Annotated in this window: 27 protein-coding genes and 1 riboswitch; of the genes, 13 read left to right on the top strand and 14 right to left on the bottom strand. The window is 59.4% G+C overall.

Annotated elements, in window-relative coordinates; translation table 11 throughout:
• Positions 1 to 3 precede the first annotated feature (3 nt).
• The 4 genes from I9H07_RS19130 to I9H07_RS19115 form a co-directional block, all read right to left on the bottom strand.
• Entirely contained in the window at positions 4 to 918 is a 915-nt protein-coding gene (locus tag I9H07_RS19130) for a MerR family transcriptional regulator (RefSeq protein ID WP_058392491.1), read from the bottom strand.
• A gap of 5 nt (positions 919 to 923) precedes the next feature.
• Positions 924 to 1,880 (bottom strand): YbgA family protein, encoded by a 957-nt coding sequence (locus I9H07_RS19125; RefSeq protein WP_024672192.1) that lies wholly within the window; start codon positions 1,878 to 1,880, stop codon positions 924 to 926.
• A gap of 184 nt (positions 1,881 to 2,064) precedes the next feature.
• Positions 2,065 to 2,280: a TIGR02450 family Trp-rich protein gene (locus I9H07_RS19120; RefSeq protein ID WP_058392492.1), complete on the bottom strand. Its 216-nt coding sequence runs from the start codon at positions 2,278 to 2,280 to the stop codon at positions 2,065 to 2,067.
• Positions 2,277 to 3,263 (bottom strand): NAD(P)/FAD-dependent oxidoreductase, encoded by a 987-nt coding sequence (locus I9H07_RS19115; protein WP_058392493.1) that lies wholly within the window; start codon positions 3,261 to 3,263, stop codon positions 2,277 to 2,279. The genes I9H07_RS19120 and I9H07_RS19115 overlap by 4 nt, the downstream gene beginning before the upstream one ends.
• Before the next feature lie 277 nt (positions 3,264 to 3,540).
• Between I9H07_RS19115 and I9H07_RS19110 the strand changes: the two genes are divergently transcribed.
• Together I9H07_RS19110 and hemH are read left to right on the top strand one after the other, a co-directional pair.
• A complete protein-coding gene (locus tag I9H07_RS19110; RefSeq protein ID WP_236423427.1) occupies positions 3,541 to 4,443 on the top strand; it encodes a TIGR01777 family oxidoreductase in 903 nt (300 codons plus the stop codon).
• Between the two features lie 23 nt (positions 4,444 to 4,466).
• Positions 4,467 to 5,489 (top strand): ferrochelatase, encoded by a 1,023-nt coding sequence (gene hemH, locus I9H07_RS19105; protein WP_024672188.1) that lies wholly within the window; start codon positions 4,467 to 4,469, stop codon positions 5,487 to 5,489.
• Between the two features lie 236 nt (positions 5,490 to 5,725).
• On the opposite strand, the gene I9H07_RS19100 is transcribed toward hemH, so the two are convergent.
• Positions 5,726 to 7,003 carry a uracil-xanthine permease family protein gene (locus I9H07_RS19100; protein WP_236423426.1) on the bottom strand — a complete coding sequence of 426 codons (1,278 nt, stop codon included), beginning with the start codon at positions 7,001 to 7,003 and terminating at the stop codon, positions 5,726 to 5,728.
• Between the two features lie 4 nt (positions 7,004 to 7,007).
• Positions 7,008 to 7,646, bottom strand: coding sequence for a uracil phosphoribosyltransferase (upp, locus tag I9H07_RS19095; RefSeq protein WP_002552170.1), 639 nt, complete (start codon positions 7,644 to 7,646; stop codon positions 7,008 to 7,010).
• A 208-nt stretch (positions 7,647 to 7,854) separates the two neighbouring features.
• Between upp and I9H07_RS19090 the strand changes: the two genes are divergently transcribed.
• The 3 genes from I9H07_RS19090 to I9H07_RS19080 all read left to right on the top strand — a co-directional run bounded on the left by I9H07_RS19090 (position 7,855) and on the right by I9H07_RS19080 (position 9,335).
• Positions 7,855 to 8,412 carry a hypoxanthine-guanine phosphoribosyltransferase gene (locus I9H07_RS19090; protein WP_024647582.1) on the top strand — a complete coding sequence of 186 codons (558 nt, stop codon included), beginning with the start codon at positions 7,855 to 7,857 and terminating at the stop codon, positions 8,410 to 8,412.
• Between the two features lie 68 nt (positions 8,413 to 8,480).
• The gene (locus I9H07_RS19085; protein WP_024671884.1) at positions 8,481 to 8,981 is read left to right on the top strand and encodes a hypothetical protein; all 501 of its coding nucleotides are present in this window, start codon (positions 8,481 to 8,483) and stop codon (positions 8,979 to 8,981) included.
• Positions 8,982 to 9,047: 66 nt separating this feature from the next.
• Positions 9,048 to 9,335 (top strand): PA4642 family protein, encoded by a 288-nt coding sequence (locus tag I9H07_RS19080; protein WP_004419120.1) that lies wholly within the window; start codon positions 9,048 to 9,050, stop codon positions 9,333 to 9,335.
• A 468-nt stretch (positions 9,336 to 9,803) separates the two neighbouring features.
• Here I9H07_RS19080 and I9H07_RS19075 read toward each other — a convergent pair whose 3' ends face one another.
• Both I9H07_RS19075 and I9H07_RS19070 read right to left on the bottom strand, forming a co-directional pair.
• Positions 9,804 to 10,637, bottom strand: a complete 834-nt coding sequence (locus I9H07_RS19075; protein WP_024671882.1) for an amino acid ABC transporter permease — start codon at positions 10,635 to 10,637, stop codon at positions 9,804 to 9,806.
• On the bottom strand, positions 10,634 to 11,455 hold the full coding sequence (locus I9H07_RS19070) for an ABC transporter substrate-binding protein (protein WP_024671881.1): 822 nt from the start codon (positions 11,453 to 11,455) through the stop codon (positions 10,634 to 10,636). The genes I9H07_RS19075 and I9H07_RS19070 overlap by 4 nt, the downstream gene beginning before the upstream one ends.
• A gap of 110 nt (positions 11,456 to 11,565) precedes the next feature.
• Here I9H07_RS19070 and I9H07_RS19065 point away from each other — a divergent pair, with 110 nt between their 5' ends.
• On the top strand, positions 11,566 to 12,462 hold the full coding sequence (locus tag I9H07_RS19065) for a homocysteine S-methyltransferase family protein (protein WP_024671880.1): 897 nt from the start codon (positions 11,566 to 11,568) through the stop codon (positions 12,460 to 12,462).
• 98 nt (positions 12,463 to 12,560) lie between these two features.
• On the opposite strand, the gene mqo is transcribed toward I9H07_RS19065, so the two are convergent.
• Positions 12,561 to 14,069: a malate dehydrogenase (quinone) gene (gene mqo / locus I9H07_RS19060; RefSeq protein WP_024671879.1), complete on the bottom strand. Its 1,509-nt coding sequence runs from the start codon at positions 14,067 to 14,069 to the stop codon at positions 12,561 to 12,563.
• Between the two features lie 720 nt (positions 14,070 to 14,789).
• Positions 14,790 to 15,023 (bottom strand): hypothetical protein, encoded by a 234-nt coding sequence (locus I9H07_RS19055; RefSeq protein ID WP_058823885.1) that lies wholly within the window; start codon positions 15,021 to 15,023, stop codon positions 14,790 to 14,792.
• Positions 15,024 to 15,234: 211 nt separating this feature from the next.
• On the opposite strand from I9H07_RS19055, the gene I9H07_RS19050 reads away from it, so the two are divergent.
• A complete protein-coding gene (locus I9H07_RS19050; protein WP_024643628.1) occupies positions 15,235 to 15,816 on the top strand; it encodes a YajG family lipoprotein in 582 nt (193 codons plus the stop codon).
• Positions 15,817 to 15,906: 90 nt separating this feature from the next.
• Here I9H07_RS19050 and I9H07_RS19045 read toward each other — a convergent pair whose 3' ends face one another.
• Together I9H07_RS19045 and I9H07_RS19040 are read right to left on the bottom strand one after the other, a co-directional pair.
• Positions 15,907 to 16,113, bottom strand: coding sequence for a hypothetical protein (locus I9H07_RS19045; protein WP_024643627.1), 207 nt, complete (start codon positions 16,111 to 16,113; stop codon positions 15,907 to 15,909).
• Positions 16,114 to 16,375: 262 nt separating this feature from the next.
• Positions 16,376 to 17,539: a 1-acyl-sn-glycerol-3-phosphate acyltransferase gene (locus I9H07_RS19040; protein WP_058823883.1), complete on the bottom strand. Its 1,164-nt coding sequence runs from the start codon at positions 17,537 to 17,539 to the stop codon at positions 16,376 to 16,378.
• A 106-nt stretch (positions 17,540 to 17,645) separates the two neighbouring features.
• Between I9H07_RS19040 and I9H07_RS19035 the strand changes: the two genes are divergently transcribed.
• The 4 genes from I9H07_RS19035 (at position 17,646) to I9H07_RS19020 (ending at position 19,760) form a co-directional block, all read left to right on the top strand.
• A complete protein-coding gene (locus I9H07_RS19035; protein WP_024671875.1) occupies positions 17,646 to 17,828 on the top strand; it encodes a CPXCG motif-containing cysteine-rich protein in 183 nt (60 codons plus the stop codon).
• Positions 17,828 to 18,088, top strand: a complete 261-nt coding sequence (locus tag I9H07_RS19030) for a DUF2007 domain-containing protein (protein WP_024643753.1) — start codon at positions 17,828 to 17,830, stop codon at positions 18,086 to 18,088. Before I9H07_RS19035 ends, I9H07_RS19030 begins: the two co-directional genes overlap by 1 nt.
• Before the next feature lie 34 nt (positions 18,089 to 18,122).
• Positions 18,123 to 18,752 (top strand): SOS response-associated peptidase, encoded by a 630-nt coding sequence (locus I9H07_RS19025; protein ID WP_024671874.1) that lies wholly within the window; start codon positions 18,123 to 18,125, stop codon positions 18,750 to 18,752.
• 189 nt (positions 18,753 to 18,941) lie between these two features.
• The gene (locus tag I9H07_RS19020; RefSeq protein WP_024671873.1) at positions 18,942 to 19,760 is read left to right on the top strand and encodes a M48 family metallopeptidase; all 819 of its coding nucleotides are present in this window, start codon (positions 18,942 to 18,944) and stop codon (positions 19,758 to 19,760) included.
• A gap of 56 nt (positions 19,761 to 19,816) precedes the next feature.
• Here the strand turns inward: I9H07_RS19020 and I9H07_RS19015 are convergent, their stop codons facing one another.
• Complete coding sequence (locus I9H07_RS19015) at positions 19,817 to 20,401, bottom strand: TMEM165/GDT1 family protein (RefSeq protein WP_024671872.1); 585 nt, start codon at positions 20,399 to 20,401, stop codon at positions 19,817 to 19,819.
• 68 nt (positions 20,402 to 20,469) lie between these two features.
• A riboswitch (yybP-ykoY riboswitch) is annotated at positions 20,470 to 20,608 on the bottom strand.
• Between the two features lie 39 nt (positions 20,609 to 20,647).
• Positions 20,648 to 21,646 carry a class I SAM-dependent methyltransferase gene (locus tag I9H07_RS19010; RefSeq protein ID WP_058823881.1) on the bottom strand — a complete coding sequence of 333 codons (999 nt, stop codon included), beginning with the start codon at positions 21,644 to 21,646 and terminating at the stop codon, positions 20,648 to 20,650.
• 234 nt (positions 21,647 to 21,880) lie between these two features.
• Between I9H07_RS19010 and I9H07_RS19005 the strand changes: the two genes are divergently transcribed.
• Together I9H07_RS19005 and I9H07_RS19000 are read left to right on the top strand one after the other, a co-directional pair.
• Positions 21,881 to 22,513: a LysE family translocator gene (locus I9H07_RS19005; protein ID WP_058823880.1), complete on the top strand. Its 633-nt coding sequence runs from the start codon at positions 21,881 to 21,883 to the stop codon at positions 22,511 to 22,513.
• Positions 22,514 to 22,669: 156 nt separating this feature from the next.
• Entirely contained in the window at positions 22,670 to 24,352 is a 1,683-nt protein-coding gene (locus tag I9H07_RS19000; protein ID WP_236423424.1) for a fatty acid--CoA ligase, read from the top strand.
• Positions 24,353 to 24,492 lie beyond the last annotated feature (140 nt).

Below are 24,492 nucleotides of genomic sequence, written 5' to 3'. Positions count from 1 at the left end.
TCCTTAGATAAGTCCGAGCTTGCCCAGCTCGATCTGAGCGCTGAGCGCGTCGTTGGCAAGGGTCAAGCCAGCTATCTCGCTTGCCTGTACGAGCAGATCGGCTTTATGGATCTGTACCGTTGGTCCACCGAGCACCACAGGGCAGGTGATATTGGCCAGCAAACGGGGGAGTTGGGCGATATTCAGTGCCTTGCTGGAGTACAGCAGGATGCCGCGAGGCTTCAGGTATTCGGCGGCCAGCGCCAGTTCACCGACCGGCAGCGGCCAGTCGAACACCTCGACCGGGCAGTCGGCGCTGCTGACCAGCCACGCCGCGAGCCACAGGTGCGGTTCAAGCGGCAGATCGGACTGATTGACCAGCAGCAACGGGCTCCCATTGAGCTGACGGTTGTTGTGATAGATGCGCGCGCCGAACTTGCTGCGCAGCCATGAATAGAAAAACGTGCGCTCCAGTTGAGCACCGAACTTGCCTTGCCAGCGCTGTTCCAGCTCGGCCAGCAGTGGCAGCAGCAGTTGTTCACACAGGGTGCGCGGCGGATACAGCGCCATGGCCTGATTGAATACGTCATCCACGCGACGTTCGGCCAGTTCGCCAATCGCTGCCAACAGCGTCTGACGCAGGGCGTCCCAGTCATTGGTCGGGGGCAGGGCGTCCGCACGGTTGTCGTCGATCAGGTTTTTGACCTGGCTGACCGACACGCCACGGTTGAGCCACGTCAGGATTTTCATGACCCGCTGGACATGTTCTTCCGAATACAGCCGATGCCCCTTGGCCGTGCGGTGCGGAACGATCAAACCATAACGGCGCTCCCAGGCGCGCAGGGTCACAGCATTGACGCCGGTCTGCCGTGCAACTTCCCGGATGGGCAGCCATTCGCCCGGCACCTCTGGATCGGTAGCTGTTTCTACTTCATTCATGAGTATCAAATCGCATTTCGCAGGCTGAGATTTTCCGGATGGGGTTGCATGTACACCTGAAGCGCCACATACGGGTCCGGATGTTGGCGAAAATGATGCTTGAGCAGGGTCAGCGGTACGATCAGCGGCACGATGCCTTGATGGTACTGGCTGATCACTTGCTGGATTTCCTGCTTGTCTTCACTGCTGATGGTCTGCTTGAGGTAGCCGCACAGGTGTTGCAGGACATTGGTGTGAGTGCTGCGGGTGGCGCACTTTTTCAATGCCGCCATCAGCTCGCTGAAATACAGCGGGGCGATTTCGTTAGGATCACTGCGGCCCATGCTGCCAAGCATTTTGCCCAGTGCCTTGTACTGCACCGGATCGTTGGCCATCAGCTGATATTTGTAGCGCGAGTGGAATTCGGTCAGGGCGCGACGCGTGATGCCGTCTTTCAACAACTGCTGCCAGGCGGCGTAGGCAAACACGCGGGTCACGAAGTTCTCGCGCAGCACGGCGTCATTCAGACGCCCGTCTTCCTCGACGGGCAGGTTCGGATGGCGCTCGCAAAAAGCCTGTGCATAGATGCCGCGCCCGCCGCCATCGACCGGCGCACCGTTTTCACGGTAGACCTTGACCCGCTCCAGACCACACGACGGGGACTTCTGCATAAAGATGTAACCGCAGATATCGCCCAGCTCATCGGCCATCTGTACACCGTATTCAGCCAGTGCTGCGGTCACATCCAGGTCGCGATTGACCGTGCCGAGCGCCTTGGGGTTGTCTGCATCACCGACCAGTCTGATCGGCTCACGCGGGATGCCCATGCCGATCGCGACTTCAGGGCATGCCTGGACGAAATCGAAATACTTGCTCAACGCCTGGGTGCACAAATGAGACTCTTTGTGTCCACCATTGAAACGGACTTCGGCGCCCATCAGGCAGGCACTGATACCGAGTTTCGGTTTTTCGATTGCGGGCATGAGCATCAACCACCTCTACAGAAGACTTGTACAGATAAGGCGCTCTGTACAACTTGTCTTCATCATAGGTGTGTAGCTGTACAAGTCAAATTCTTTGTAGAGGATTTTGAAGGCCGCTCCCCACGGGCTCGGACTCTCGTTCCGCACGCTCTGCGTGAGAATCATCGTCAAGACGTAAGCCCAGCTACTTCCAGCCCATGCGCCATGTGTCCGCTTGTTGCAAAACCTGCCACGGCAGCCGCTCGCTGCGCTGGGTCAGCACGGCCTGCAGTTCGATTTCCAGCACCGTGCCTTCTTCGTCCTTGAACAGTTCGGTGACCAGAAAGTGCTTTTCGCGATTGACCGGGTTGGCTGCTGTCCACTTGGACAGCAGCAGTTTGCGCGGATTGATCTGGTTCATTGCATGTGTTCCAGCAACCGGCGTGCCGCTTCCTGGCCACTCAACCATGCGCCCTCCACTCGACCCGACAGGCACCAGTCACCGCAGACATAAATGCCCAGGTCGGCATCTGACAGCGCGCCCCATTCGTGGGAGCCGGCAGGCCTTGCATACAGCCAGCGATGCGCCAGGCTGAATACCGGGGCGGGCATGCTGCAGTCGATCAATTCGGCAAAAGCACCATGCAGATGCTCAATGACCTGCTCTTTGGAGGCATCGAGATGCTGTCGGCTCCATTGGCTGGTGGCATGCAGCACCCAGGTATCAAGGGTGTCATCACGTTCGGGTTTACTGCGATTGCGTGCCAGCCAGTCCAGCGGGCTGTCCTGCACGAAGCAACCCTGCATAAGCGTTTGCAGCGGCGTCTCGAAGGCCAGCGCGACTGCCCATGTCGGCTCCATCTTGACGCCTGCGACCACGCTCGCCAGTTTCGGTGCGTCGGCCAGCAATGCGGTGGCCTGTGGTGCCGGGGTTGCGATGATCACATGACTGAACGGGCCGTGGTTTTCACCCTCGGCGTCCAGCAGATTCCAGTGTTCTTCCCCGCGAAACACTTCAGTGATACGGCAAGAAAATGATACTGGAAGGTCGCCGCGCATGGCTCGGGTAATGGCGCTCATGCCCGGCTTGCCGACCCAGCGCACTTGCTCGTCGGGAGAAGGGGTGAGTCTGCCGCCGTGAAAGTTGTAGAGCGATGGCGTCCACTCGGCGACATGCCCTTGCGCCTGCCATTGCTTGACGGCAGTCGCGAAGCGTCGATCTCGTGCGGTGAAATACTGTGCGCCCATGTCCAGCGAGCCCGCGTCGCTGCGCTTGCTCGACATTCGACCGCCGCTGCCGCGGCTTTTGTCGAAGAGGTGCACCTGATGCCCGGCGTCTGTGAGCGCCCGGGCTGCTGAAAGTCCGGCGATACCGGTACCGATGATTGCGATTGGGACAGTCATAGGGGCCTCGTTACCTTGTCTGTACAGACTACGCCGTAGTTAAAACCTGTACAATCTTCTTGTCTGGTATAAGTTGCAGAGGTTTTCGGGTCTGCACAGTGAGTCACATTGCTACCTGCAAGGTCGAACCCATCAGCCACCCGGTCAGGGCGTTCAATACTGCGACCTGTTCAGGTGTGGCCTATGGTTCAGTAAACAGTTTCGTTTTTTCTGACGAGCGAAGCTGTTGAAAATAAGACAACTCAATTGTCATGCACGCCACGCGAGGTTACCTGCCATGCACATATTGCTGACCGGTGGTACTGGTTTGATCGGAAGAGCGCTCTGTCGTCTGTGGTCTGCCCAAGGCCATGAACTGACCGTGTGGAGCCGCCAGCCTGCCGACGTGGCCCAATTATGCGGCCCCGCAGTGCGCGGCATTGCCCGTCTCGACGAGCTGGGCGAGCAGGCGGTGGATGCCATCATCAACCTGGCTGGCGCACCGATTGCGGATCGTCCGTGGACGCGCAAACGCCGACTGTTGTTGTGGGAAAGCCGTATCGGTCTGACGGAACAACTGCTGACGTGGCTGGGTAGCCGTTTGCAAAAGCCTGCGCTGATGATTTCCGGCTCTGCGGTCGGTTGGTATGGCGACAGCAGCGAGCGCGAAATCGACGAAACGTCGCCACCTGCCAAAGAAGACTTCGCCAGCCAGCTGTGCAATGCCTGGGAAGAAACCGCGCAGCGTGCCGAAGCGCTGGGCGTGCGTGTCGTGCTGTTGCGCACCGGTCTGGTGTTGTCGGATCGCGGCGGCTTTTTGCAGCGCCTGTTGCCGCCTTTCAAGTTCGGTATGGGTGGCCCGATTGGCAACGGTCGGCAATGGATGCCATGGGTTCACATTCAGGATCAAATTGCCGCGATTGATTTTCTGTTGAATCTGAATGAAGCAAAGGGTCCTTATAATATCTGTGCACCGTCGCCGGTTCGCAATCGTCAGTTTGCCAAGACGCTGGCAGGCATTCTGCATCGGCCTGCGTTCATGCCCATGCCTGCACTGGCACTGAGAGCGCTGCTGGGCGAATTGTCGGTCTTGCTGCTGGGCGGCCAGCGCGCCCGGCCTGCACGTTTGCAGCAAGCCGGTTTCACATTCAAGTACACCGAACTCGATACTGCCCTGCAGGATTTGCTGGGTCGCCACTGAAAGCCATTGAAATAGGATGTTGCATGACCGATCACGCTTTGTTGCTGGTCAATCTGGGTTCGCCTGCTTCTACTCAAGTGGCAGACGTGCGCAGTTACCTGAACCAGTTCCTGATGGATCCGTATGTAATCGATCTGCCATGGCCGGTGCGCCGGCTGCTGGTGTCGCTGATTCTGATCAAGCGGCCCGAACAGTCGGCGCATGCCTATGCCTCCATCTGGTGGGATGAAGGCTCGCCGCTGGTGGTGCTGAGCAAGCGTCTTCAGGCCGCGGTGAAAAAAGAGTGGTCGCATGGGCCGGTGGAACTGGCGATGCGTTATGGCGAGCCGTCGGTTGAAACCGTGCTGACGCGTCTGGCAGAGCAGGGCTTCAAGAAGGTCACGCTTGCGCCGCTGTATCCGCAGTTTGCCGACAGTACGGTGACCACCGTCATCGAAGAGGCCAAGCGCGTCGTGCGCGCCAAATCGTTGAAGATGCAGTTCTCGGTACTCCAGCCGTTCTACGATCAGCCTGAGTACCTCAGTGCACTGGTAGAAAGCGTGCGCCCGCATCTGGAACAGTCCTACGATCACCTGCTGCTGAGTTTTCACGGCCTGCCCGAGCGGCATCTGCACAAGCTCGACCCGACCGGCAAGCACTGCCTCAAGGACGATTGCTGCATGACTGCGCCAGCCGAAGTGCTCGCCACCTGCTATCGCGCCCAATGCATACAATCGGCTGCGGCGTTTGCCAAGCGCATGGGCATTCCTGATGGCAAATGGTCGGTGTCGTTCCAGTCGCGACTGGGGCGCGCCAAGTGGATCGAACCCTACACCGAGGCGCGCCTGGACGAACTGGCGGCGAAAGGCGTGAAGAAGCTGCTGGTGATGTGCCCGGCGTTCGTGGCTGACTGCATCGAGACGCTGGAAGAGATCGGCGACCGTGGTGCCGAGCAGTTCAAGGAAGCGGGGGGAGAGGAGCTGATCCTGATCCCTTGCCTGAACGACGACCCGAACTGGGCAAAAGAACTTAGCAGACTGTGCGAGCGTGCGCCGTTGATGTTGTGATGCGCTGAACATCAAAAGCGGACGCAGAGCGTCCAGAACGGCATGCCCACGCGGAGCATGGGCACGATAGTCCAGACGCTTATCGTTCCTCACGCTCCAGCGTGGGAATGCCTTGGGTGACGCTCCGCGTCACAAATCTGCGTCGCACCGCACCCTCAGGATCGGACGCAGAACGTCCAGAACCGCACGTCAACGTGGAGCATTGGCACCATAGTCAAGCCCACTCCAGCCAGGTCTTACGGCAACTGATCATCCAGTTGCTTGTTCTTCCAGCTGTCATTACCCGGCAAAATCAGGTTCAGGACGATAGCGGTAATGGCGCAGAGGGCGATGCCTTTCAGGCCAAAATCGTTCGGACCGTTGCCGGTGCCGATCAGCACGCCGCCGATGCCGAACACCAGCGTTACCGAAACGATCACCAGGTTGCGTGCTTCGGCCAGGTCGATCTTGTGGCGGATCAACGTGTTCATGCCGACCGCCGCAATTGAACCGAACAGCAGGCACAGAATCCCGCCCATCACCGGCACCGGGATGCTTTGCAGCAGTGCGCCGAACTTGCCGATGAACGCCAGGATGATCGCAAAGAACGACGCCCAGATCATGATTTGCGGGTTGTAGTTCTTGGTCAGCATCACTGCGCCAGTGACTTCGGCGTAGGTGGTGTTGGGCGGTCCGCCGAACAGGCCAGCCATGGTCGTTGCCACGCCATCACCGAACAGCGTGCGATGCAGGCCCGGTTTTTTCAGGTAATCGCGTCCGGTCACGCTGCCGACTGCAATCACGCCGCCGATGTGCTCGATGGCCGGCGCCAGCGCCACCGGGACAATGAACAGAATCGCCTGCCAGTTGAATTCCGGTGCCGTGAAGTGCGGCAGGGCCAGCCAGGACGCGTCGGCGATCTTCTGGGTATCGACCACGCCGAAGTAGAACGACAGGGCAAACCCCACCAGCACACCGGAGATGATCGGCACCAGACGGAAAATACCTTTGCCGAACACGGCCACGATCAAGGTGGTCAGCAACGCAGGCATCGAAATCAGCATGGCGGTTTGATACGGGATCAGCTGCACGCCATCGCCGGTCTTGCCCATCGCCATGTTGGCCGCAATCGGCGCCATGGCCAGACCGATCGAGATGATCACCGGCCCGATGACCACCGGTGGCAGCAAGCGGTCAATGAACCCGGTGCCTTTGATCTTCACCGCCAGACCGAGAAAGGTATAGACGAAGCCTGCTGCCATCACGCCGCCCATGGTCGCGGCCAGGCCGAACTGACCTTTGGCGAGAATGATCGGGGTGATGAAAGCAAAGCTCGAGGCCAGAAACACCGGCACCTGACGGCCGGTGATGATCTGGAACAACAGCGTGCCAAGCCCTGCGGTAAACAGCGCGACATTAGGATCGAGCCCGGTAATCAGCGGCATCAGCACCAGCGCGCCGAACGCCACGAACAGCATTTGCGCACCGGAAAGGATCGTGCGCCACAGTGGATCGTTGAACTCCTGCTGCGTCATCGGGTTACGCGTCCTTCTGTTTGGTGCCGAAAATCTTGTCACCGGCATCGCCCAGGCCCGGAATGATGTAGCCGTGTTCGTTGAGGCGTTCGTCGATGGAGGCGGTGTAGATCATCACATCCGGGTGGGCCTTTTCCACCGCCGCAATGCCTTCGGGCGCGGCGACCAGTACCATGGCGCGGATTTCCTTGCAGCCGGCTTTCTTGAGCAGGTCGATAGTCGCGACCATGGAGCTGCCGGTAGCCAGCATCGGATCGATGATCATGGCCAGACGCTCGTCGATTTCCGGAACCAGCTTTTCCAGGTACGTGTGTGCTTGCAGGGTTTCTTCGTTGCGGGCCACGCCCACGGCACTGACCTTGGCGCCCGGAATCAGGCTGAGCACGCCGTCGAGCATGCCGATACCGGCGCGCAGGATGGGCACTACGGTAATTTTCTTGCCGGCGATTTTCTCGACCGACACCGTACCGGCCCAACCCTGGATATCGTAGTTTTCCAGCGTAAGGTCAGCCGTTGCTTCATACGTCAGCAGCGCGCCGACTTCCTGAGCCAGCTCACGGAAATTCTTGGTGCTGATGTCGGCGCGGCGCATCAGGCCGAGCTTGTGGCGGATCAGCGGATGACGGATTTCACGAATGGGCATGGGGAAAAGCTCCAGCGGGGCAAAAAATCGGCCTAGGTTAATCTATTCAGCTGTTACTGTCTTAAAGCGCGTGCAGTATCAGCTGGAAGCTTCGACGTTCGCGGCTTTTAGAAGACACTCGCAACGTTAGTCCAGAATCGCTTGCTCTGGCTTGAACGGATGCGTACCTTTGCCCGCTTTTCTTGAACTGCCTTACCTGGAGAGCGTCATGTCCGCTGATCTCGAGCATATCCGTCAAATCATGCGCGAAGCTGACTGCCTGTATACCGAGGCGCAAGTTGATGCTGCCATCGCTCGCGTCGGTGCGCAGATCAATGCCGAACTGGCAGATCGCAACCCGGTTGTGTTCTGCGTGATGAACGGCGGCCTGATTTTTTCGGGCAAACTGCTGACTCATCTGAACTTCCCGCTGGAAGCGTCTTACCTGCACGCGACGCGTTATCGCAATGAAACCACGGGCGGCGATCTGTTCTGGAAAGCCAAGCCTGAAGTCTCGTTCATTGATCGTGACGTGCTGATCATCGACGACATCCTCGATGAGGGTCACACCCTGGGCGCTATCATCGATTTCTGCAAACACGCCGGTGCCCGCGCTGTACACACCGCCGTGCTGATTGACAAGGATCACGACCGCAAGGCACGCCCGGACCTGAAAGCCGACTATGTGGGCTTGCCGTGTATCGACCGTTACATCTTCGGTTTCGGCATGGACTACAAAGGCTACTGGCGCAATGCTGCTGGCATCTATGCGGTCAAAGGGATGTAAGGCATTCTGACGGCCGCCTCTTCTTGAAAGAGCGCGGCCGTCGATTCGCAATTATCTGGAAACCCTCAATGAAGTTACCGATTTCCGGCGCTCTGGCGTTGGTGCTGTTGTCTGGTCAGGCATTCGCGGCACCGGCCGCGCCGGTGTCGGCCAGCCCCATGCACGAGCAATACCTGCCGCCTGACGACCTGAGCCTGCGCGAAGGTGCGCCGGAGCAGCAACAGTTGATGCAGGTGACCGAGTACACGATTGTTGCCGGTAATCAGAGGCAATCCAGTCAGCAGCCCATCCCGGTGACCTCACCTTTATCGCTGCGCCTCAAAGGCAAGTCGCTGAACAAAGGCGCGTCGATCTCGCAGGTGCTGGTGCATTTTGATGGCGGCGAAAACAAAAGCCTGAAGAAGCCGACTTACGATGAAGCATCCCGCACGCTGACGCTGTATTACCCGCTGTCTCAGTACCGGATACTGATTGACCTGCTGCGCAACGAGAAGGTGTATTGCCAGTACCTGAGCTACGCCAACGGCCACATCTGGGCCGATCTGCATACGACTGCACATGCGCGTTGAGCCCTGCGCTCGCCGGGGGGTAAACTGCCCGCCCGTTAAAGTGTCTGCGACAAGCCGGAGCCTGTAATGCGTAAAGACAAAAAGCAGTTGATTGGGGATGAGATCGGCGATGAGCAGATCAAGTTGTTCCTCAACTTCGAACCGTATGATGCTACCTCGCCGTCGCTGCACAAACTGATCAAGGCCTACCGTGGCCTGCGCATCAACGATTTCGAGCGCTTTCTGGTGTTCTTCAAGGAAGCGGGCCATGACTTCGATGGCAAGGACGAGCACGGCAACGACTTCATCGCCCTGATCAAGGATCAGCGTAATGCCGACGAGTACATCGAACTGATCGAGAAAGCCCGCGGCTGACTATCGTGCCAATGCTCCGCGTCATCAGGGCTGGACGCAGAGCGTCCGGAACTGCATTCCCACGCGGAGCGTGAGGAACGAGAGGTGTGTAAGGGAACACCTATCGTTCCAGAGCTGGACGCAGAGCGTCCGGAACTGCATTCCCACGCGGAGCGTGAGGAACGAGAGGCGTGCAAGGGAACACCTATCGTGCCAGAGCTGGACGCAGAGCGTCCGGAACTGCATTCCCACGCGGAGCGTGAGGAACGAGAGGCGTGCAGGAGAACACCTATCGTGCCAGAGCTGGACGCAGAGCGTCCGGAACTGCATTCCCACGCGGAGCGTGAGGAACGAGAGGCGTACAAGAGAACGCCTATCGTGCCAATGCTCCGCGTTGGCATGCATTTCGTGACGCTCTGCGTCACACAGCCACGCTGCACAGCACATCGAGCCGTATTCCCACACGGAGCTTAATACGAACCGCTGCAGCTACTTCCGCGCCTGATACGCCTTGCCGTAATGCTTTTCCAGCCGCGACTGCAACAGCTCCAGCCCGATCGACATGATCCAGTACAGCACCGCTGCGGTGGTCAGCATTTCGATGTAGCGGTAGCTGGACCGGCCATAGGACTGGGCCAGAAACATCACTTCCCAGACGCCCATCACCGAGATCAGTGACGAGTCCTTGAGCATGGAGATGAACTGGTTGGTGGTCGGCGGGATGATGGTGCGCATGGCCTGGGGCAGGGTGACGCGCCAGAAGATCTGGGCCGGACGCAGCGCCAGGGCCAGGGCTGCTTCACGCTGCCCGGCCGCGACGCCGATGATCCCGGCACGGAAGATTTCGCTCAGATAGGCCCCGTAGTTGAGCGACAAGGCAATAACCCCCGCCATGATCGCACCCGGCACAATACCCACCTGCGGCAAGCCCAGATAGATCAGCAGAATCTGGATCAGTAACGGCGTACCGCGAAAGAACGAGGCGTAAAAGCTGGCGATGCCGAATGCGACAGCACTGCTGGAGAGCCTCGCCAGCGCGGTGACAAAGCCCAGCACCACCGAAACCGCAATCGAACACACCGACACAAACAACGTCAGTGCCGCGCCCTGCAGAAAGCCGTTGGGCGCCAGATGCAGGCCGATCAGGTTGGGCAGTTTGTCGATAATGATCGACAGCTTCAGATCGAAACTCAGGAAAAACCCGGCAAACAGCACAAACATGACCAGCCAGGTCAGGTAAAGCCGCGTGCGGAAACCGAAGACTCGCTTGAGCAAGCCTTGATCGGCCTGCTCGGGTGGGCGTTGGGGCTGGAAAGAAGTCATTTGCTGATATCAGCACCGATCCACTTTTGCGACAACTTGCTCAAGGTGCCGTCTTTCTTTAGTTCAGCGAAGACTTCGCGGACCTTGGCGTCCCATTCCGGATCGTCTTTCTCGATGGCCACCGAGTTGGGTTCTTCGTACAGCGTCTCACCGGCCAGTTTGAAGCGCTTGTCCTGATCCAGACGCGGCTTTGCCGTCACCAGATTGGTGAGGATAGCGTCCAGCCGCTTGCCAGCGCCGAGACCGAGGTCCTGAAAGGCCACGTTATCGTTGTCATACGGGGCGATCTGCACGTCTTCGAACGGGTACTGCAAAGGCTTGTCTTCCGCGCCGTCGATGACCAGGTTCTTGTTCAGGTAACTTTCGTAACTGGAGGCGCTGGTCAGGCCGACTTTCTTGCCGCTCAAGTCCTTGGCCGAGTGGATACGGTCGTCTGTTGCGTTGACCACAATCACCGCAGGCGAAGCGTAGTACTCGACCGGGAAGTTGAAGACTTCAGCGCGGGCCTTGCTTGGGGTCATCGAGCAGACGCAGATGTCATAACGGCCGCTCCAGTGGCCTGCGGCGATCACGTCCCAGGAGGGCGTTTCGAGGCGCAATTTGACGCCTAGCTTCTGCGCCACGGCCTTGGCGACGTCCACGTCGAAGCCGTCCAGTTCGTTCTTGTCATTCAGGAAAGAGAAGGGCGGGTAACTTTCCATCAGGACGTTGACCAACTCTTTGTTTTTCTGCACGCGATCCAGCGTGGCGCCGGCCAGAGCTTGAGTGGAGGCAGCCAGAGTGACCAGGCCAATGCCTAGCAGAGCGCGATAATTCACAGATATCCCCTGAAAAAGTGTTTGTAGTTTGATTAAAGGGACGTATTAAATACGGTATACAAGACTGACTCATAATGAGTTTTTTTCATATACATATAAGCAGATCACATATGACCCAGGGCACAACTGTAATTCTCGATGGCGGCATGGGCCGCGAACTACAGCGTCGCGGTGCGCCGTTTCGTCAGCCTGAATGGTCGGCGCTGGCATTAAGCGAAGCGCCTGAGGCGGTCAGTGCGGTACACGCCGCTTATATCGAAAGTGGCGCGCAGGTCATTACCAGCAACAGTTACGCGGTTGTACCGTTTCACATTGGCGAAGAGCGCTTCGCACGCGAAGGTCAGGCGCTGGCGGCACTGGCCGGGCGACTGGCGCGTGAGTCGGCCGATGCGTCGGGCGGTCGTGCGCGCGTCGCCGGTTCGATCCCGCCGCTGTTCGGCTCCTATCGCCCGGACCTGTATAAGCCTGAACTGGCCGCTGATGTGCTGAAACCGCTGGTTGCCGGCTTGTCGCCTTACGTCGACCTGTGGCTGGCCGAAACACAGAGCTGCATCCTCGAAGCGCAGACCATCCGCGCCGGTCTGCCCGCTGATGGCAAACCGTTCTGGTTGTCGTTTACCTTGCAGGACGAAGACACCGATGCAGTTCCGCGCCTGCGTTCCGGCGAGCCGGTTGCCGACGCGGCAAGGGCTGCGGCAGAGATGGGTGTCGCGACCCTGCTGTTCAACTGCAGTCAGCCGGAAGTGATTGGCGGTGCGATCGACGCGGCGCGTGAGGTATTTGAGTCATTGGGTGTCGATATCGCCATTGGCGCCTACGCCAACGCCTTCCCGCCGCAGCCCAAGGATGCCAAGGCCAACGACGGTCTGGACGAGTTGCGTGAAGACCTCGACCCGCAGGGTTATCAGCAGTGGGCGGCGGACTGGGTCAAGCGCGGTGCCACGCACATTGGCGGTTGCTGCGGGATTGGCCCGGAACATATCGCGGTGCTGTCGAAAAGCCTCTGACAGGCGCTAATAAAAAGCCCCGTGGCTCGAAAGAGCTCACGGGGCTTTTGGTTTTTACAGCGTATGGTTTTTACAACCTGTTCACGCAGCAGAAATCATCAGGCAAACGTCTGTTCCTGATTGCTCTTCTCGACCAGTTCCAGGGCCTCGTCGTTCTGGCTGCTGATGCGTTCGTAGAGCTGCGCATCGGTTTCCAGAATCTTCTCGCGAGCCGGGAAAATCTCGTTGAGCTTCGCGGCCCATTCAGTACGGGTTTTTTCCGGGAAGCAGCGCTCAAGCAACTCCAGCATGATCGAAACCGTCACCGACGCACCTGGCGAGGCGCCGAGCAACGCGGCCAGCGAACCATCCTGCGCAGAAACCAGTTCGGTGCCGAATTGCAGAACGCCGCCTTTTTTCGGGTCTTTCTTGATGATCTGTACCCGTTGCCCTGCCACTTCCAGACGCCAGTCTTCGGCTTTCGCCTGCGGATAAAAGCGCCGCAGCGATTCCAGACGTTGCTCCATCGACTGCATCACTTCGCTGACCAGGTACTTGGTCAGGTCCATGTTGTCGCGCGCCACAGCCAGCATCGGCTTGATGTTGGCGATACGCACAGAGAGCGGCAGGTCGAGGAACGATCCGTGTTTCAGGAACTTGGTGGTAAAGCCGGCATAAGGCCCGAACAACAGGGATTTCTTGCCGTCGACCACACGGGTGTCCAGGTGCGGCACCGACATCGGTGGCGAACCGACCGCTGCCTGGCTGTAGACCTTGGCCTGATGGTGCCTGACCACTTCCGGGTTGTCACAACGCAGCCACTGGCCGCTGACCGGGAAGCCGCCAAACCCTTTGCTTTCTTCGATGCCCGAGAGCTGCAACAGCGGCAGTGCTGCGCCACCTGCGCCAAGGAACACGAATTTTGCGTCGATCTGCCGCGTGCCGCCGCCGTTCACGTCCTTGACGGTCACGGTCCAGCCAGCACCCTTGCGGGTCAGATCAGTGACACGGCTGCGGTACTTGATCTGCGCGTCCGCAGAGCGGGAGAGGTGAGTGAGCAACTGATTGGTCAGCGCACCGAAATTGACGTCAGTGCCGTTCATCATGCGCGTTGCCGCGATTTTTTCGTCGGCCGGACGTCCGGGCATCATCAGCGGCATCCACTCGGCCAGCCTGGCCTTGTCTTCGGTGTATTCCATCGAAGAGAACGCGTGATGCTTGCTCATCGCCTCAAAACGGGTCTTGAGGAACGAGATGCCTTTTTCGCCCTGCACGAAGCTCAGGTGCGGGACCTGATTGATGAACGACTTCGCCGAACCGAAGGTGCCCTTGCGTGCCAGGTAGGCCCAGAACTGCTTCGAGACCTCGAACTGGGTATTGATGTGTACGGCTTTCTTGATGTCGATGGAGCCATCGGCGGCGGGCGGCGTGTAGTTCAGCTCGCACAGACCGGCATGACCGGTGCCGGCGTTGTTCCACGGGTTGGAACTCTCCGCAGCGCCGGAATCCATCAGCTCAACGACTTCCAGCTTCAGGCCGGGGTCGAGCTCTTTGAGCAATACCGCCAGCGTGGCACTCATGATGCCCGCTCCGACCAGTACTACGTCGACTGCTTCGTTATGCGCCATTAACGCGTCTCCAAAATCTGCAGCACCAAATTGACGGCATACGATCCTGAGGCTGATTGCCGGGTGTGCGGGGCGTGGATCAAGGTGGTGCCCTCATTTCCCGGCCAGGATCGCCTGTCCGATTCTTCGCAATTCTTCGCTTCCAAAGCGCAGGTCCCGGTCAGGCTCAATCATGGTTCATCAGGCCAGCATGAACTCATTTTCAAGCCCGCAGGGCCATTCTACCATCGTCAGGGAGCCTGCTATCGCAAAGGCTCCCGGCGATGGCGTCAGGCTCCGGTGATGGAGGCGCAGCTGCGGTCAGTCCTGTGCAAAAGGGCCGGTTCAGACACTGATGGTGCATTTACAAACGCGTACCTATTCATTTGCTCGCCACACTCTTGTGAAGTAGTGAAACCCGTTTTTCACGTCCTTTTGGGAACGTGAACCAAACCTCAAAATGGCTGCGATGACAGCGCTGGCAGGTCAGGTGCATAAAGAGTGAGGCGCTGTCAGGCGAGAAAGGTTCGATACGATTCGAGCATTCTGCACCGTTCATCGAGCACACCCGTGCGCAAATGACCTGTGTGGGCGGCTCTCTGTGGGCAGTACGAAGGAGCTAATACGAGGATTAGCGATGCTGCGAGGCCCGATCAGGAGACGTCCTTATAATCGGGGGGAGATTATAGCGATGAAATGACAGGAATTGATCGGTTTAAATGACTTTTATTCGCCATCGGGTCAGGCGGTGAGCAACTGGCCGCGACTCGAACGCACGCGAGGCTGCGTCACTCTGGCGCTGGCGGGCAGTGGCTGGTTCAACCAGCCCAGTCGTTGCTCGGTCACTTCGACCCATTCGACGCCGGAAGGGCGCTGCGCGCAGTGCTTGAATGCCCGGCAGATGCCTGCCTGATCAACGCGCGCGTAATGGCGGAATTGGCGGCGTGCCGAGAACAGGGAACGGAACAGATTCATGGCGCAGCTCCTGTGACGTGGATGAGCGTCTGTGCGATGAGGGCGAGTCTGCCGCGCGGATGTTACGTCCTGATTACATTGCGCCGCCTCAGCGGTTGGCGGCTATCGGCCTTCCGGGTTTACCGCTCAGCGGCCACTGGCTACTGGTGGGCGGGTGACGCCCGCCGCTATACTGCTGCACATTCAGTGTCTGGCCCATGGAGAAATGAGCATGCTGCGTCGCATTTTGTTCGGTTTGCTTGCTGTAAGCAGTTTGACCCTGGTGGGCTGCGCCCACAGTCCGCAACAATTGAGCCCTACCCCCAAGATCAACGCACAGCTTGCTCCGGTTGGTCGTGGTCAGCCGGTGGTTGTACGTGTGGTTGACGGCCGTCCTGGTCCGACGCTGGGTACGCGTGGCGGTATGTACCCGGAAACCAGCGCCATTAGCGTCAACGGTGCTGACATTGTTCCGAAACTGCAGGCTCAGGCTGAAGCAGCGGTGCGCCTGCTGGGCTTCACCCCGACCCAGAGCGGCAATGCTCCGCAGTTGACGGTCACGCTGGCGGACCTGAAGTACCAGTCGCCGAAAGAAGGCCTGTACGTGACCGAAGCCACCATCAGCTCGACATTCCGTGCTGACGTGCGCAACAACGGCCGTACCTACAGCGGTCGTTACGCAGCATCGCTGGATCAGCGTTTCGGCATGGCGCCGAACCAGGAAACCAACACCAAGCTGGTCAGCGACGTGTTGAGCGACGCGCTGACCCGCGTTTTCCAGGACGCAACCATCGGTTCGACCCTGTCGCAGTAAATCCTGCAGTCATTAAAAAGCCCGGCCCCTGTTGAAGAGGCCGGGCTTTTTATTTTCTGGCAGTTGGCGGCCGGGCAATAGCGGCCAGGCTCAGGCTGCCTGCTGATAGAACTCCAGAAAGCTGAAGCCGGTGTCCTGATCCAGGTCTGGCAGGTCGTGATGAACATGCCCGCCCAGTGCGCAGTAGACCAGCCAGTGGCGGTCCTGAACATTGAAGGCCAGGCCATCGATCAACTCCTGCTGCTCATCGCTCTGGGCCATGAGATAAAGGCGATCCTGATTTTTTGCATGCAGCATGACAAGCTCCAAAAAGAGTGAAGTCCGTTTCTTGAGGAGCCACACAATGCAGGCGCTGCGTTACGCTTGGGTGACAGCGGCGGGGTATTTTTGTGCAGGATGTTTCGGCGTGCCACAGCGTCAGGCGCAGAGCATCGAGGACGGCAGGCCGACGCAGAGCATTGGCACAAGCGTTACAAGATTCTCGTTCCGCACGCTCGGCGTGAGAATGCAGTGCGTGACGCTCTGCGTCACACATCCACGCTGCGCATTCAAGCCCTGATCAAAGCGCCAGCCCCGCTTTGACACGATACTGGTTACGAACCGGCGTCGCGTATTGCTGCACCAGGAACGGCCGATGCTCGGCAGGCACGCCTGCCAGACGGCTTTCCCATTCGTCTCTGGCGCGCTCCAGTTCATCGGCCGGGAACAGCGCCTCGGCCTTTGGCACCTCAAGTGCCGGGTCTGCATCGGCCCATTGCGCGTACGCCAGGTAATGCACCGGGAACAGGCGATAGCCGCCGAGAATCTGCCGGTCCATTTCGATAGCCAGTTGCTTGGTGTCTTCGAAATACTCGGTAATCGGCGGTGCAAAGTTCACGTGTACGCGCCCTTTGTAACCGGTGATGCCCAGCGCGATGCTGACGTCATCTTCGCCAGGCGTCTTGGTGTACGAGCCGGTGGTCGCGCGGATATACAGCTCGCGGGCTTTGGCACTGTCACACGGGTCGTATTCATAGCTGATCGACACCGGGATCAGGTTCAGCGAACGAATCACCTCGCCAAACGGTTCTTCCTTGCGGCTCATGTGGAACATCTTGAGGATCGCCGATTCGGTGCGGTCATCGCCGTCCTTGGCACGGCCCTCGGCCTGCGCGATCCAGATTGACTGGCAGTCCTTGGTAATCGAGTGATTGATGTACGCCGACAGCAGTTGATAAGCCGCCATCTTCTCGCGACGCCCGATGATCGAGCGATGCACGATAAAGCTTTTGTTAAGACGCATCAGGTCGCTGACAAATGGCTTCTGCAGGAGGTTGTCGCCAATCGCGATGCGCGGCGTAGGCAGGCCCGCGTGGTACACGGCGTAGTTGACAAACGCCGGGTCCATCACGATATCGCGATGGTTGGCCAGAAACAGGTAGGCACTACCGGACTTCAACTGTTCGACGCCGGTATAGGTCACACCGTCCGTGGCACGTTCGATGGTGTGGTCGACGTAATATTCGACCTTGTCCTGCAAGGTCGCGACCGAGTCGATCCCAGCGAATTCACGGCGCAGTTTGCGCGCCAGAGTAGGCTGAAGGATCCAGCCGAATGCGCTCGCCAGGCGAGGAAAACGGAATTTGGTCAGAATGGCCAGAAAGGCTTTGTCGCTCAGCAGGCGTGCCAAGACGGCGGGGACTTCTGCATCGTTGTAAGGTCGGATGGCATCGAATTCGCCCATCATGCTCTCTTGTCGGAAACGGATAGGGTAAAAAGAAGACAGATTTGTTAAAACAGCCTTCTGAAGAATGCGGCAATTATACGCACAACTGATCCCGGAGACCGTGATGCAGGAATTAGAGAGTTACGACTGCCCTTATTGCGGCGAACCTGTCGAGGCGGTACTGGACCTGTCCGGTGGCGATCAACAGTACATTGAAGACTGTCCGGTCTGTTGCCGCCCGATTGTTTTCGACCTGCAGACCGACGGCGAAGCATGGAACCTGGACGTTCGCAGCGAGAATGAGTGATGCAGAAGGTCTACGAGCCGGAGAATCTGATGGAGGCCGAATTGCTGCAAGCGATGCTCGCCAGCGAGGGCATCAAGGCGCATCTGGCCGGTCGTGACCTGCTCGGCGCAATGGGCGAGCTGCCCGGGCTGGGGTTGCTGGCGCTCAAGGTTGAAGATGCGCAGGTCGTGCGGGCACGAGAGCTGATCACTGCGTACAATAGCGCCTCGCCCTTGTCTGGCGATGAGCCGGATGATTTTCCCGATGTACTTGTGTGCTGATCAAGCACCTTTCGAAAGAGTCTGATTAACCCCCATGTGTGGACGCTACGCCCTGTTTCGCTGGACCCCTGCCTTTGCAGCCTTGCCCGGTTTTCCGGCTGATCAACAGGCGCAATGGAATATCTCGCCAGCCGACTGGGTGTTGATCATGCGCGCAGCCGAAAACGATCAAGGCATCGAACTGGTCCGCGCCCGCTGGGGGCTGACGCCTGCCTGGCTCACCGATCTGTCGAAGACACCGGCTCATGCGCGCGCCGAAACCGTGGCTGAACAGCCGATGTTCCGCGATGCGTTCGCCCAGCGGCGCTGCCTGCTGCCTGCCAACGGCTTCTATGAATGGCGCGGCACGGTGCGCAAGCGCCCGTTCTGGTTGACGCCGGGGGAGGGTGCGGCGCTGTTTTTTGCCGCCATCTGGGAAGCTTATCCGGTTCAAGGCCATACCTACCTGAGCGTAGCGGTGGTCACCCAGGCTGCCGCGACCCAGCGCCGCCCGCTGATTCTGGATGCCAAAGGGCAGAAAGACTGGCTGGCTGCCGACACACCGCTGTCTACGCTGCAGGCCTTGCTGGCTGCACCGCAAACCGCTCTGAGAGAGCGGCCTCTGGCCAATCTGGTCAACGATCCGAAACTCAATGCACCCGAGTGCCTGACACCGTTGAGTTAAGTCGGCAGAGCGGATAAAAATACCGACCTGAGCAAATCCGATATCCGGCCTGAAGCACTTCTGATACAAACTGAACATACCTTCGGGAACCATCCACCTCTGTGCAACGCCCAAGATGCCAATTGGCCGGTATCTGGCGCAGAGGTCTGCCCCCGAGAAAGACCGTTTTTACCCACAAGGAGATTCACCATGCGTCAGTCATTTGCCCTCTGTGCCTTGAGCGCTGCGTTACTGCTCGGCGGGTGTCAGGCCGTCAACACCACGAGTGGCGATTCGGTGGGCGTCGAGCGCAAGCAGTACATGTTCAGCATGCTCTCGACGGATGAAGTCAACAAAATGTACGCCCAGTCCTACCAGCAGACGGTAGGTGAGGCGACCAGCAAAGGTGTGCTCGATACCACCAGTGCGAATGCCAAGCGTGTCCACGCCATCGCCGATCGCTTGATTGCTCAGGCCCCGAAACTGCGGCCTGACTCGGCCCAATGGCAGTGGGAAGTCAATCTGATCAAGAGCGACGAACTCAACGCGAACTGTGGCCCGGGTGGCAAAATTTTCGTTTACACCGGCCTGATCGACACCCTCAAACTGACCGACGATGAACTCGCCGCGGTCATGGGCCACGAGATCGCTCATGCCCTGCGCGAGCACGGTCGTGAAGCGATGTCCAAGGCGTATGGCGTGGCGATGGCCAAGCAGGGTGCTGGTGCCTTGTTGGGAGTAGGGCAGGACAGTCTGGCGCTGGCCGATACCGTAGTGAACTACAGCCTGACGCTGCCCAACAGCCGCAGCAACGAAAATGAAGCGGACCTGTTAGGTCTGGAACTCGCCGCGCGCGCCGGTTACAACCCTAACGCAGCGATCAGCCTGTGGCAGAAAATGAGTCAGAACGCCGGTGGCTCGCAGCCGGAGTTCATGAGCACTCACCCGGCGTCAGCAAATCGCATCGCCTCGTTGCAGGCGGCGATACCGAAGGTCATGCCGCTGTATCAGAAAGCCGCCAAATCCTGATCTGCAGTCATTGCCGGAACGCTGTGGTGGTTTTCACGGCGTTCCGGCGGGCTTGATCAGACCCAGCCGCTGACCTGCATCGCCTTGTAGACCGCCACCAGTGCCAGCACGAAAAACGCGCAGGCTGCCAAACGGCGGATCAGCGTCAGCGGCAGCTTGTCCGCCGCAAAATTACCCGCCAGCACCACCGGCACGTTGGCCAGTAACATGCCGAGCGTGGTGCCGAGAATGACCAGCCACAGGTGGGAATACTGTGCCGCCAGCATCACGGTGGCGATCTGCGTCTTGTCGCCGATTTCAGCGATGAAGAAGGTGATCAGCGTGGTCATGAACGGGCCGAATTTGCGTGCGGTACTGGCCTCGTCGTCGTCCATCTTGTCGGGCACCAGCGTCCACAGCGCCGTGGCGGTAAAGCTGGCGGCGAGAATCCAGTGCAGCACTGCGTCGGAAAGGAAGCTGCTGAACCATGCGCCTACCGCGCCTGCAGCAGCGTGGTTAGCCAGGGTCGCGGCGACAATGCCCGCGATGATCGGCCAGGGCTTGCGAAAACGGGCGGCGAGAATGAGCGCGAGCAACTGCGTCTTGTCACCGATTTCGGCGAGCGCAACGACGGCGGTAGGGATTAAGAATGATTCCAGCATCAGGATTCCCGGGGGCGGGTCGACACGGCTATGACACGTACAGCCTTCCCGCCCCGGGTAAGGTGTGCGTGTCATAGGTCTTGTCAAACCACCGATCCGTCTGAGCGGATTCCGGGTCGCACGTACCATGGTCTGAGGACCAAGTATGTTGATACGTGCCGGACGAGCATGGCGCTCGTGGGAGACTACTCCCCTAGGACGGAGCGGATTCTGCCTCCGCAAAATCGTTTCGGCAAGCGCTTATTTTCAAGCGCGTTTGGCACTGTAGACTTTGAAACCGTTGCCCTGCGCCTTGACGTGGCAGTACCCCACATGCTCTTCGATGAGTGGCTGGTAACGCAGGAAGTTATTCGCCACCACGCGCAGTTCGCCGCCTGATTTCAGATGTTGGCGTGCTTTTTTCAGCAGGTTTTCCGTCGCCATGTAATCGGTGTGTACCCCGACATGGAACGGTGGGTTGCTCAGGATCGTGCTCAGCCCCATGGGCGCCGCGTCGATGCCGTCTCCGGTCAGAACCTGGGCTTCCAGGCCATTGGCGGCAAGGGTCAGGCGTGCACTGGCAGTGGCGAAAGCATCCACATCCAGCAGGACGACGTCGTTGTGCGGGTAGCGACGCTTGACCGCCGCGCCCAGTACGCCGGCACCGCAACCGAAGTCGAGCAGGTTGCCGCTGGGCAGCTTGTCGATGTTTTCCAGCAACAGTGCCGAGCCTCGATCAAGACGACCGTGGCTGAAGACGCCCGGCAGGCTGACGACCGTGAGCGAGCCGTCCTGCAACTCGATCTGGTACGGTCTGGCGAGGCTTTCCAGAGTGACGGCTTGCGGTGCGTCTTCGACAGTAACCTGCCACAGCTGGCAATGCCGGGCGCTGTCGAGCTTGCGCGCGCGTCCGAACGGGCTCAGCTGCTTTGCCGCCGCTTCAATGCCGCCCCGTTTTTCACCGACCAGAAACAGCTCGCGCCCGGCCAGCCGCGAGGCCAGCGCGTTGAGCAGGTAATCGGTCAGGTCGCGGGCCTTGGGCAGGAACAGCACGGCGGCTTCGAAGGCCGCCTGTGGGGCCTCGACGCCGAACGCCACGCGTCCTTCGAAGCGCGTATCCAGCGCCGCCTGATCACCCGCATGCCAGCACCAGCCACGCGCGTTCGGCAGTTTTCCGAGCAGGTCATCGGCAGGCAGCCCGACCAACAACAGCGAGCCTTGAAACAACTCGGCCTGACGGAGTAACACTTCACTGCGCGGGTCCATGGAATGGCTCCTGAAAAAGCGCGGAGTCTAACAGGATATGGTTGGGCGGACGCAGAGCGTCCAGAACTGCATGCCGACGCGGAGCGCCGCACCGTCGTTGAGATTGTCGTTCCTCACGCTCAGCTCGGGAATGCCGTTCACGACGCTCTGCGTCGCCAAAAATGCCGGTACCTTTTGCGAAGGCATCAGACGGCGTAACCTGCCAAGTCCGTCAACCCTCCAGGAGGTCCCCCCATGTACTTGGCAGAATTTCTCACCGTTGCGCTGATTCACCTGCTGGCCGTCGCCAGTCCCGGTCCAGACTTCGCGGTCGTTGTGCGGGAAAGCGTGACCCATGGCCGCAAGGCGGGCACCTGGTCGGCGCTGGGCGTGGGCTCGGCCATCTTCCTGCATGTGGGCTATTCGCTGCTGGGGATCGGGATCATCGTTTCCCAGTCCATCGTGTTGTTCAACGCGCTGAAATGGGCGGCTGCCGCGTACCTGCTGTACATCGGTATCAAAGCCTTGCGCGCCAAGCCGGCTGCGGCGGGCGACGAGGCGGCGATCAGCAGGATGCCCGGCGAACGCACGGCTCGGGGTGCTTACATCAGTGGTTTCGTCACCAACGGCCTGAACCCCAAGGCGACGCTGTTTTTCCTGTCACTGTTCACGGTGGTGATCAACCCGCATACCCCGCTGCTGGTGCAGGCCGGATACGGCGTGTACCTGGCGGTGGCCACGGCGGCCTGGTTCTGCCTGGTGGCGCGACTGTTCAGTCAGGCTCGGGTACGCGCCGGTTTTGCGCGCATGGGCCATTGGTTCGACCGGGCCATGGGCGGCGTTCTGGTCGCGCTGGGGGTCAAGCTCGCCTTCACCGAAGTGCGCTGAAACTCGCCGGTGAGAGCGCTTTTACCCGGCCGGTTATTCCGCGAGCGCGGGTCGACAGCGCATTCCTGACGCCGATTTCACGGGATTTTACTGGCAGAAGAAGGCTCTAGCGTCCATATTTCGAGCCTCGCCTGTGGACTTTGAAAAGGGGCTCATATGTTACAGACTCGCGTTCTTCCGCCTGCCGATGGCGCTCACCGATACCCTCTGCTGATCAAAAGCCTGCTGTTATCCGGTCGTCGTTATGAAAGGACGCGCGAAATCGTCTACCGGGATTCTGTCCGTTTCACCTACGCGACACTCAACGAACGTATCTGTCGCTTAGCCAACGCGCTGACCGCCGCAGGCGTGAAAGCCGGGGACACGGTGGCGGTCATGGAATGGGACAGCCACCGCTATCTGGAATGCATGTTTGCGATTCCGATGCTGGGCGCGGTGATCCATACCGTCAACGTCCGGCTGTCTCCGGAACAGATCGCCTACACCATCAATCATGCTGATGACCGTTTTGTTCTGGTGAACAACGAGTTCGTCGGTCTGTATCAGGCCATGTCCGGGCACCTGACCACGGTCGAAAAAACCCTGTTGCTGACCGATCAGGCGGAAAAGACAGCCGGGCTGCCGAACCTGATCGGCGAATACGAAGAACTGCTGGCGGCCGCCAGCCCCGAATACGCGTTCGAGGATTTCGACGAAAACTCGGTCGCGACCACGTTCTACACCACGGGCACCACCGGCAACCCCAAAGGGGTCTATTTCACCCACCGTCAACTGGTACTGCACACCCTGGGCTTGGCGACCATCATGGGTTCCATCGACAGCACCCGGCTGCTGGGCACCGAAGACGTCTACATGCCCATCACGCCGATGTTCCATGTGCACGCCTGGGGCATTCCGTATGCCGCCACCATGCTCGGGCTCAAACAGGTCTATCCGGGCCGTTACGAGCCGGAATTGCTGGTGGAGTTGTGGCGCCGGGAGAAAGTGACCTTCTCGCATTGCGTGCCGACCATCCTGCAAATGCTGCTTAACGCCAAAGGAGCGCAGAATGCGGATTTCGGCGGCTGGAAAATCATCATTGGCGGCAGCGCCCTGACTCGCACCCTCTATCAGGCGGCCAAGGCCAAGGGCATCCAGCTCACCGCCGCCTACGGCATGTCGGAAACCGGGCCGCTGATTTCCGTGGCGCACATCAACGAAGAGCTGAAAGCCGGCAGCGAAGACGAGCGCATCACCTACCGGATCAAGGCCGGTGTTCCCGGCATGCTGGTCGAGGCGGCGATCATCGATCAGCAGGGCAACTTCCTGCCAGCCGACGGCGAAACCCAGGGCGAACTGGTGCTACGTGCGCCCTGGCTGACCGAAAGCTATGTTCGCGAGCCCGAGAAAGGCGCCGAGTTGTGGGCGGGTGGCTGGCTGCATACGGGCGATGTGGCCACCCTCGACGGCATGGGTTTCATCGACATTCGTGACCGCATCAAGGATGTCATCAAGACCGGTGGCGAGTGGATCTCGTCACTGGAGCTCGAAGACCTGTGCAGCCGCCACCCGGCTGTGCGCGAAGTGGCGGTGGTCGGTATCGCCGATCCGCAATGGGGCGAGCGGCCGTTTGCCCTGCTGGTGATTCGCGAAGGTCATCCGTTCGATGCAAAGGAATTGAAAGAACACCTCACGCCTTTTGTCGATAAAGGTCACATCAACAAGTGGGCGATTCCCCGCCAGATCGCGCTTGTTACTGAAATTCCCAAGACCAGTGTCGGCAAGCTCGATAAAAAGCGCATGCGTCTGGACATTGTCGAGTGGCAAAACAGCAACAGCGCGTTGCTTTCCACGCTCTGACCATTACGGCTTGCCGTACGTGTCGGGTACGGCAAGCGTCTGCGCCGCAGGTCCTGCTCTGCGACTTGCCAAATTTTCTATTTCAGCCATTCTCCTCGCCTGACGTTTTGCGCAGCGGCTCGAAAACGAGCGGGCCAGAG

The sequence above is a fragment of the Pseudomonas syringae genome (assembly GCF_023278085.1).
Taxonomy (GTDB): Bacteria; Pseudomonadota; Gammaproteobacteria; order Pseudomonadales; family Pseudomonadaceae; genus Aquipseudomonas; species Aquipseudomonas syringae_Q.
Note: the sequence above shows the minus strand (reverse complement) of the source record. Positions and strands in the feature narration are given on the sequence as shown.